The organism is Actinocrinis sp. (genome assembly GCF_035938995.1).
Taxonomy (GTDB): Bacteria; Actinomycetota; Actinomycetes; order Streptomycetales; family Catenulisporaceae; genus DASZGI01.
Map to the genome: position 1 here is coordinate 1 of NZ_DASZGI010000410.1, position 7850 is coordinate 7850.

10 protein-coding genes are annotated in these 7850 nt (G+C 70.3%); 4 read left to right on the top strand and 6 right to left on the bottom strand.

Features of this window, described 5'->3' with window-relative positions; genetic code table 11:
• Positions 1–136: 136 nt before the first annotated feature.
• The 4 genes from rplM to VGZ32_RS27890 all read left to right on the top strand — a co-directional run bounded on the left by rplM (position 137) and on the right by VGZ32_RS27890 (position 3287).
• Positions 137–580 (top strand): 50S ribosomal protein L13, encoded by a 444-nt coding sequence (rplM, locus tag VGZ32_RS27875; RefSeq protein ID WP_326889210.1) that lies wholly within the window; start codon positions 137–139, stop codon positions 578–580.
• A gap of 45 nt (positions 581–625) precedes the next feature.
• The gene (rpsI, locus tag VGZ32_RS27880; RefSeq protein ID WP_349263780.1) at positions 626–1132 is read left to right on the top strand and encodes a 30S ribosomal protein S9; all 507 of its coding nucleotides are present in this window, start codon (positions 626–628) and stop codon (positions 1130–1132) included.
• Between the two features lie 156 nt (positions 1133–1288).
• On the top strand, positions 1289–2635 hold the full coding sequence (gene glmM, locus VGZ32_RS27885; protein ID WP_326889211.1) for a phosphoglucosamine mutase: 1347 nt from the start codon (positions 1289–1291) through the stop codon (positions 2633–2635).
• A gap of 106 nt (positions 2636–2741) precedes the next feature.
• Positions 2742–3287 carry a DUF1697 domain-containing protein gene (locus VGZ32_RS27890; RefSeq protein ID WP_326889212.1) on the top strand — a complete coding sequence of 182 codons (546 nt, stop codon included), beginning with the start codon at positions 2742–2744 and terminating at the stop codon, positions 3285–3287.
• Between the two features lie 33 nt (positions 3288–3320).
• Here the strand turns inward: VGZ32_RS27890 and VGZ32_RS27895 are convergent, their stop codons facing one another.
• The 6 genes from VGZ32_RS27895 to VGZ32_RS27920 all read right to left on the bottom strand — a co-directional run.
• Positions 3321–3677, bottom strand: a complete 357-nt coding sequence (locus VGZ32_RS27895; RefSeq protein ID WP_326889213.1) for a VOC family protein — start codon at positions 3675–3677, stop codon at positions 3321–3323.
• A gap of 62 nt (positions 3678–3739) precedes the next feature.
• On the bottom strand, positions 3740–4156 hold the full coding sequence (locus VGZ32_RS27900; protein WP_326889214.1) for a VOC family protein: 417 nt from the start codon (positions 4154–4156) through the stop codon (positions 3740–3742).
• A 100-nt stretch (positions 4157–4256) separates the two neighbouring features.
• Complete coding sequence (locus VGZ32_RS27905; protein ID WP_326889215.1) at positions 4257–4985, bottom strand: ABC transporter permease subunit; 729 nt, start codon at positions 4983–4985, stop codon at positions 4257–4259.
• Position 4986: 1 nt separating this feature from the next.
• Positions 4987–5883, bottom strand: coding sequence for an ABC transporter ATP-binding protein (locus tag VGZ32_RS27910; RefSeq protein ID WP_349263781.1), 897 nt, complete (start codon positions 5881–5883; stop codon positions 4987–4989).
• A gap of 62 nt (positions 5884–5945) precedes the next feature.
• Positions 5946–6965 carry an ABC transporter permease gene (locus VGZ32_RS27915; protein ID WP_326889218.1) on the bottom strand — a complete coding sequence of 340 codons (1020 nt, stop codon included), beginning with the start codon at positions 6963–6965 and terminating at the stop codon, positions 5946–5948.
• Positions 6962–7850: ABC transporter ATP-binding protein (locus VGZ32_RS27920; RefSeq protein ID WP_326889219.1), on the bottom strand; the 889-nt coding region annotated here is incomplete at its 5' end. The genes VGZ32_RS27915 and VGZ32_RS27920, both read right to left, overlap by 4 nt.

The window sequence follows — 7850 nt, forward strand, 5'->3', positions numbered from 1 at the left end:
CGCGCGCCCGGACTTCCACCGCACCGAGAACGACCGCGGGGAAGAAACCGGGAGGGCACGGTGCCTGATGCCGTAGGCGTTGGGGGCATGCCTACGGAACAACCCAGGTATTCGTCACTGAAGCGAAGGCAATCCCGTGCCCACCTACAGCCCCAAGCCCGGCGAGGTCGAGCAGAAGTGGTACGTCATCGACGCCACTGACGTCGTCCTCGGCCGGCTCGCGAGCCAGACGGCCATCCTCCTGCGCGGAAAGCACAAGGCTCAGTTCGCCCCGCACGTGGACACCGGCGACTTCGTGATCATCGTGAACGCCGACAAGGTCCACCTGTCCGGCAACAAGCGCGAGGACAAGCTGGCCTACCGCCACTCCGGCTACCCGGGCGGTCTGCGCTCGGTCAAGTACGGCGATCTGATCGACAAGGACTCGCGCAAGGCCGTCGAGAAGGCCGTCCGCGGCATGCTGCCGAAGAACACCCTCGGCCGCCACATGCTGAAGAAGCTGAAGGTCTACGGCGGCCCGAGCCACCCGCACGCGGCTCAGCAGCCGGAGCCGTTCCAGCTGTCCCAGGTCGCGCAGTAGTCACTGCCGCTTACAGGTATCCCAAACCAGAAGGAGTTCGCGGCTGTGTCTGAACTGACCGCCGACGTCGAGGACCTCGAGGTCATCGACGAGAACGACGCCCCCGAGAGCTACACCACCGAGTCCGCCCCGGCCTCGGCCCCCACCCGGCAGATCTCCGCCACCGTCGCCGCCGGCGGCACCGGCCGCCGCAAGCAGGCCGTCGCCCGCGTGCGCATCGTGCCCGGCACCGGCCAGTGGAAGATCAACGGCCGGACCCTCGACTCGTACTTCCCGAACAAGGTGCACCAGCAGGAAGTCAACGAGCCGTTCCACGTCCTGGAGCTGGACGGCCGCTACGACGTCATCGCCCGGATCAACGGCGGCGGCGTCTCCGGCCAGGCCGGCGCGCTGCGCCTGGGTATCGCCCGCGCGCTGAACGAGGCGGACGTCGACACGAACCGCCCGATTCTGAAGAAGGCCGGCTTCCTCACCCGCGACGCCCGGGTGAAGGAGCGCAAGAAGGCCGGTCTGAAGAAGGCCCGCAAGGCTCCGCAGTACAGCAAGCGGTAGTCGCGGCCTCGGCCCGTCGCGTCACAGCAACGCAACTCATGCGACCCCGCCGTACGTCTCTTCGCGTACGGTGGGGTTGCTTGTTTTCCTTCCGGTAACACGCCGCTCGCGGCGATGTCTCCATCAGCTGCTTTCACTTTCCTGGGGGTTCGGACCATGGCCCGTCTCTTCGGCACCGACGGCGTGCGCGGCCTCGCGAACAGGGATCTGACGGCCGAGCTGGCCCTGGACCTGTCGATCGCGGCCGCGCACGTGCTGGCCGAGCGGGGCACCTTCGCCGGGCACCGGCCGAAGGCCGTGGTGGGCCGCGATCCGCGGGCCTCCGGCGAGTTCCTCGAGGCGGCCGTCGCCGCCGGGCTCGCCTCCGCCGGAGTCGATGTGATCCGGGCCGGGGTGATCCCCACCCCGGCGATCGCGTACCTGACCGACACCCTGGGCGCGGACCTGGGCGTGGTGCTGTCCGCCAGCCACAACCCGGCGCCGGACAATGGGATCAAGTTCTTCGCCCGCGGCGGCCACAAGCTGGCCGACGAGGTCGAGGACGCGATCGAGGCGCGGATGGGCGAGCAGTGGGAGCGGCCGGTCGGCGAGGCGGTCGGGCGCATCACCGAGCTGGCCGACGCCGAGGAGCGCTACGTCAGCTATCTCGTCTCCACGGTCCCGAATCGCCTTGACGGCCTGCGCATCGTGGTGGATGAGGCGCACGGCGCCGCGTACCGGGTCTCGCCGGAGGCGCTGCGCCGGCTCGGCGCCGAAGTCATCGCGATCGGCGTCGAGCCGGACGGACTGAACATCAACGACGGTTGCGGCTCGACCCACCTCGACACGCTGCGCCGGGCGGTCGTCGAGCACGGTGCCGACGCCGGGATCGCCCACGACGGCGACGCCGACCGCTGTCTGGCGGTCGACGCTTCCGGCGAGGTGGTCGACGGCGACCAGATCATCGCGATCCTGGCGATGGCGCTGCGCGAGCACGGAATGCTGGCCGGGGACACCGTCGTGGTCACCGTGATGGCGAACCTCGGGTTCAAGCTGGCGATGAAGCGCGAGGGCCTGACTGTCGTGGAAACGGCGGTCGGTGACCGGTACGTGCTCGAGGCCATGCGCGACGGCGGGCATGTGCTCGGCGGCGAGCAGTCCGGGCACGTCCTGCTGCTCGACCACGCGACCACCGGCGACGGCGTCCTGACCGGGCTGCACCTGCTGGCCCGGATCGCCGAGGTCGGCAAGCCGCTCGGCGAACTGGCCGGGGTGATGCGCCGGATGCCGCAGGTGCTGGTGAACGTGAAAGGCGTGGACAAGTCCCGGGTCGGCGCCTCCCCGCAGATCGCCGAGGCGGTCGAGGCCGCGCGGGACGAACTGGGCGCGCACGGACGGGTCCTGTTGCGCCCCTCCGGCACCGAGTCCCTGGTGCGGGTCATGGTGGAGGCCGAGTCGCACGAGCTCGCCGACGCGGTGGCGCACCGCCTCGCCGACATCGTGCGCGCGGAACTCGCCCTCTGACCGTCGGCTAGCCCCGCGGTGCGCGGACGGGAACCGGAGCCGGGCTGCACCCACGTGTCGTTTCGGTCGGCCCCGCGTTCGCGCAGAGGTTCCTAGACTGGGCGGCGTGACGACGCTCTATGCAGTTCTGCTCGCCGCGGTGAACGTGGGCAAGCGCAAGGTCCCGATGGCGGAGCTGCGCGAGTTGCTCAGCGGCCTCGGCTACGACGACGTGCGCACCTATCTCGCGAGCGGAAACGCCGTCTTCGCGACCGCCGAGGAGGACCAGGACGCGCTCGCCGCGAACATCTCGGCCGCACTCGAGGACCATTTCGGATTCGCGGTGCCGTGCGTCGTCCGGTCCGGGAAGTACCTGAGCGCCGTCATCGAGGCGTGCCCGTTCCCGGCGGCTGACCTGGCGGGCAAGCAACTGCACGCCGTCTTCTACTCCGTCCCGGTCGATGCCCAGCGCTACGCGGACATCGACCGGGAGGCGTTCCTGCCCGAGGACTTCCGTTTCGGCGACCGCGTGATGTACCTCTACGCGCCCGACGGGTTGGGCCGCTCACCGCTGGCCGCGGCGCTGGCGAAACCCGCCGGACGCCTGAAGGGCATCTGCGCGACCAGCCGGAATTGGAACACGGTCAAGGCACTCGCGGAAATGGCTTCTTAGACCGACGGCCGAATTGTGGTGCCGTGCGGCAGGTCAGGCCTGCTTCGGGTCCTGAAGCAGGCCGAAGATGTTGCCGTCCGCGTCCTTCACGCTGACGACCAGCCGGCCGCCGCCGACGTCGCGCACGTCCTGCACGATCTGTGCGCCGCCGTCGAGCGCGGTCTGGAGGGTGGCCTTGATGTCGTCGACGTGCACGAACGGCGTCGGTCCGGTCATCCCCTGGGTCGTGTCGCCGTTCGGGACCAGGCCGATGTCCTGGCCGGCCACCTTGAACCCGACGTAGTAGGCCGAGTCCGCGATCGGCTGCTCGCCGAGGACGGCGGTCCACAGGGCTTTGGCGCCTGCGAGGTCCTTCACCGGGATCAGGATGGTCTGAATTCCTGCGGTCATGAGGGTGCTCCTACTTTCTCGTTTTCCGCTCTGGTCGGTGATGTGTCGGCGGCGGGTCCCGCTCAGGGGGTGCGCGGCTGGTTGAAGCGCAGCAGGTTGCCGGCCGGGTCCCGGAATGCGCAGTCGCGCACTCCATAGGGCTGATTCATCGGCTCCTGCATCACCTCGGCACCGGAGGCCAGGATCCGCTCGAAGGCGGCGTCGCAGTCGGGGGTCGTGAAGACCGCCCGGCTCAGCGCGCCCTTCGCCATCAGCTCCGCGATCACCGGCCGGTCGGCCGGTGAGGCGTTCGGGTTGGCGCCCGCCGTCTCCAGCACGATCTCGATGTCGGGCTGGGACGGCGGGCTGACCGACACCCAGCGCGCCCCGTCGACCTCGACGTCACGGCGCACCTCGAACCCGAGGACATCGCGGTAGAAGGCCAACGCCTTGTCGTGATCGTCGATGGTCAGGAAGCAACGGGCCAGCTTCAGGTCCATGGCTCTCACGGTATGCGCGGGCCGCGCGGCCCGCTTCTTGATTCCTGACCGGTGTCGCCGAAGCCGGGAGCCCGCCGCCTCGGGCTCCCGGCTTCGGGGGTTATGCGTCCCCGGCGAGCGTGAAGGAGCGCAGCCGCGTCGAGGCCACGGTCAAGGTCGCGCCGGTGGCTATCGCGGCCAGGATCACCGCGGTGGTCGCGGTCAGGTGCGGGCTCAGGTCCGGATCCTTCGCGAAGGCGTTGGCGATGCCCAGCGCGTACTGCTCGACGGAGAAGTACTTCGCCCCGCTGACCAGGTTGGTGACCAGCCCTTCCCAGATCGCCACGTAGGCGAGGGAGAACGCGACCGGGTGCCGGGTCACCGTCGAGATGAGCAGGAACACGCCGGTGTACACCACCGAGCCGACCGCCGCCCCGACGCCGAGCCCGACCGCGAAGCCGCCGACCTTGCCCATCGCGATCACTCCGGCGACGAACTCGGGCACCGCGGCGAACGCCACTGTCACCGCGGACCCCACCACGCCCTTGGTGAGGATGATCGAGGCCCGTGATACCGGCGTCGCCAGTAGGTGCAGGATCGAGTTGTCGTCGATCTCCGCGCCCAGCACCGAGGTGCCGACGATCAGCGCGGTCAGTGGCAGCAGCGCGGAGAAGCCGACCCGGCCCAGCACCTCGCCCGGCCAGGTGGGCGAGGTCAGATGCGCCGCCTTGAGCGCCAGGGTGAGTACGAGCAGCACCACGCCCGGCAGCACGAGCAGCAGCGCCCGCTTGCGCCCGAGCAGCGCCCGCAGCGTGATGCGCGCGATCGTGGGGTTGTACCAGCCGCTCATCTCACGCTCCGACCAGGTAGGCGAACACGGATTCGAGGGACTCGTCGGCCGGGATGACCTCGCGCAGCCCCACCCCGGCGTCTCGGCTGATCCGGGCCAGCTGCCGGGTGAAGGTGCCGTGGTCGCTCGCGTGCACCTCCAGGCCGCCCCGGGTCAGCTCGACCCCTTGCACGGCCGGCGACTCGATCAGAGCCTTTGCCAGGGCGCGGTCGTCGGTGGTGCGCAGCACGAACACGTGCGGGCGGGTGGTCATCAGCCGCCTGATGCTGCGGTAGTCCCCGGACGCGGCGAGCCGGCCCGCGACCACCACCTGGACCGTGTCGGCCAGGCGCTCGACCTCCTCCAGGATGTGCGAGGAGAACAGGATCACCCGCCCCTCGCCGCCGAGCCGCTTGAGCAGGTCCATCATGTGCAGCCGCTGGCGCGGGTCCATGCCGTTGAACGGCTCGTCGAGCAGCAGCACGGCCGGGTCGTGCACCAGCGCCGCGGCGACCTTGGCCCGCTGCCGCAGCCCCTTCGAGTAGGTGTCGATCGGCCGGTCGGCCACCTCGACGAGCTCGACCATGTCCAGGGCGCGCCGGGTCGCGGCCTCCGGGTCGGGCAGCCGGTGCAGCTTCGCGGAGGCGGTGACGAACTCACGCGCAGTCAGGAACGCGTAGACCGAGTCGCGCTCGGGCACCAGGCCGACGGTCCGGAAGATGTCCGGGTTGCGCCAGGGCGCCACCCCGCCGACGGTCACGGTGCCCCGCGATGGCGCCAGGAACCCGGAGATCATGTGCAGCAGCGTCGACTTCCCGGCGCCGTTCGGCCCGAGCAGGCCGGTCACGCCGGGGCCGAGCGTCATCGTGATGTCGTTGACCGCGACTACGTTGCCGTACCAGCGGGTGGTGTTGGTCAGCTCGACCGTGTTCGTGGCGGTCGCAGGTGTCGCGGGCGCGGGTGCGACGACAGCGGGGGTGCTCACGCGACTCCCACCTTCCGATAGCGCTGGAATAGGCCGCTGGTGGTCAGCCCGGTCAGGACCAGCAGTTCGAGGCCGTACACCACGCCGAGGTTCTGCGGGTTCGGTATTTGCCCATCGGTGGCGTCCAGCCCCCAGATGCGCGTGCCCTCGATCAGCCGCAGCGGGTCGACCAGGCCGCCCTGGCGGGCGATCGGGTCGTAGGTCTGCTTCACGACGGCACCGTCCCCGAAGGGGCCGCCGGGTCCGGGTCCGGGCCCGGGCGGGCCGCCGTTGGGGACGGGCGTCGCGTTCGGGTCGATCGTCTGGCCGTTCTGCACGAACACGGTGTGCGTGCCGACCGCCTCCATCGCGTGCGAGACCGCGGTCGCGGCCAGGAAGAGGATCGCGATGGCGCCGGTCGCGATCGCGCGCCGGCCGGTGGTGGAGGCGATCAGGAGCGTCAGCGGGGCGAGCACGACGCCGTAGGCGAGCGCGACGAGCAGGCCGGGGGCGAGCTGCTTGGTCTGGTTCCAGATCCCCGAGCCCGACGTCGCCGACGCGATCACCCCGAGGTACATCACGATCAGCGGAACCGCCTCGAGCAGGATGATCGCCGTGGCCAGCGCGAGCAGCTTCGCCAGCGGATAGTCGAATCGCCGCAGCGGGCGGGAGAAGTACAGCGGGAGCGTGTGATGCCGCAGATCCCGCGAGACCATTTCGGGCGCCGCGACGGCGATGAACACCACGGCCATCAGGAACATCGTGTAGGCGTACCGGTCGTAAGCGAGGACCGGATCGCCACCGGTCGTCGCGACCTTGTAGATCGAGATCGCCGCCGGCAACATCATCACCACGCACACCAGCGACGGGATGATCCGGGCGCGCACCGACCTGCCGATCCCGAAGGCCGACCGCAGGCTGTACCAGTACAGCGCGCGGATGATCTGCGCGCGGCCGTAGCGCTGCCCGGTGTACGGCTTGTATCCGATGTCGTGGATGACGCCTGCGGGAGCCGCGGACGTGGGAACGGTCGTCACTGAGCCACCTCCGCGGGCTGCTGCTGGTTCTGCGCCGAGTCGGGAGAGAAGAGCTCCTCGACGTGATGGCGGCGGTGCTCGAGCCGGTTGAGCGGCAGCTCCAGGTCCGCGATCGCGTCGCGGACCGCGGTGAAGACGTCGTCCGAGCCGACCGGCACCAGCAGCGCCCGGCCCTCCGGACGCACCGTCAGGCCGGTCGCCTCGAGCCGGGCGGCGAGTTCCTCGGCGCCCTCCTCGACCTCGACCGCGAGCCACGGCACGTTCCGGGTCATCGAGGACAGCGTGGCCGCCCGTAGCAGCCGTCCGCCCTCGACGGCGACCAGCTGGTCGCAGATCCGCTCGATCTCGCTGAGCAGGTGCGAGGCGACGATCACGGCGATGCCGAACTCGGTGCCGATCCGGTGGATCAGCGCGAGCATCGCGTCCCGCCCGGCCGGATCCAGGCCGTTGGTCGGCTCGTCGAGCAGCAGCAGGCCGGGGTCGCCCACCAGTGCCTGGGCCAGCTTGACCCGCTGCTTCATCCCGGTGGAGAAGGTGCCGATCTGCCGGTAGCGCTCCTCGTGCAGACCGACGTGCCGCAGCGCCTCGGCGGCCTGCTCCTTGGCGGCGGTCGGCGGCAGCCCGGACATCCGGCCGAGGTGGGTGACCAACTCGGTGGCGGTCACGTCGGGCGGCAGGCAGTCGTGTTCTGGCATGTAGCCGAGGAGGGTTCTGATCGTCTCGCCGCTGGCCTCGCAGTCGTGACCGAGCACCTTGGCCTGGCCCTTGGTCGGCGGGATGAGGCCGAGCAGGATCTTGATCAGGGTGGACTTGCCCGCGCCGTTGGCGCCGACGAGCCCGGTGACGCCGGGCGCGACGGTGACGGTGAGCCCGTCCAGCGCCGTT

Bases quoted from the DNA above. Each gene is read 5' to 3' on its own strand.
- glmM (WP_326889211.1), top strand. From the start codon at position 1,289: ATGGCCCGTCTCTTCGGCACCGACGGCGTGCGCGGCCTCGCGAACAGG.
- VGZ32_RS27895 (WP_326889213.1), bottom strand. From the start codon at position 3,677: ATGACCGCAGGAATTCAGACCATCCTGATCCCGGTGAAGGACCTCGCA.
- VGZ32_RS27900 (WP_326889214.1), bottom strand. From the start codon at position 4,156: ATGGACCTGAAGCTGGCCCGTTGCTTCCTGACCATCGACGATCACGAC.
- VGZ32_RS27905 (WP_326889215.1), bottom strand. From the start codon at position 4,985: ATGAGCGGCTGGTACAACCCCACGATCGCGCGCATCACGCTGCGGGCG.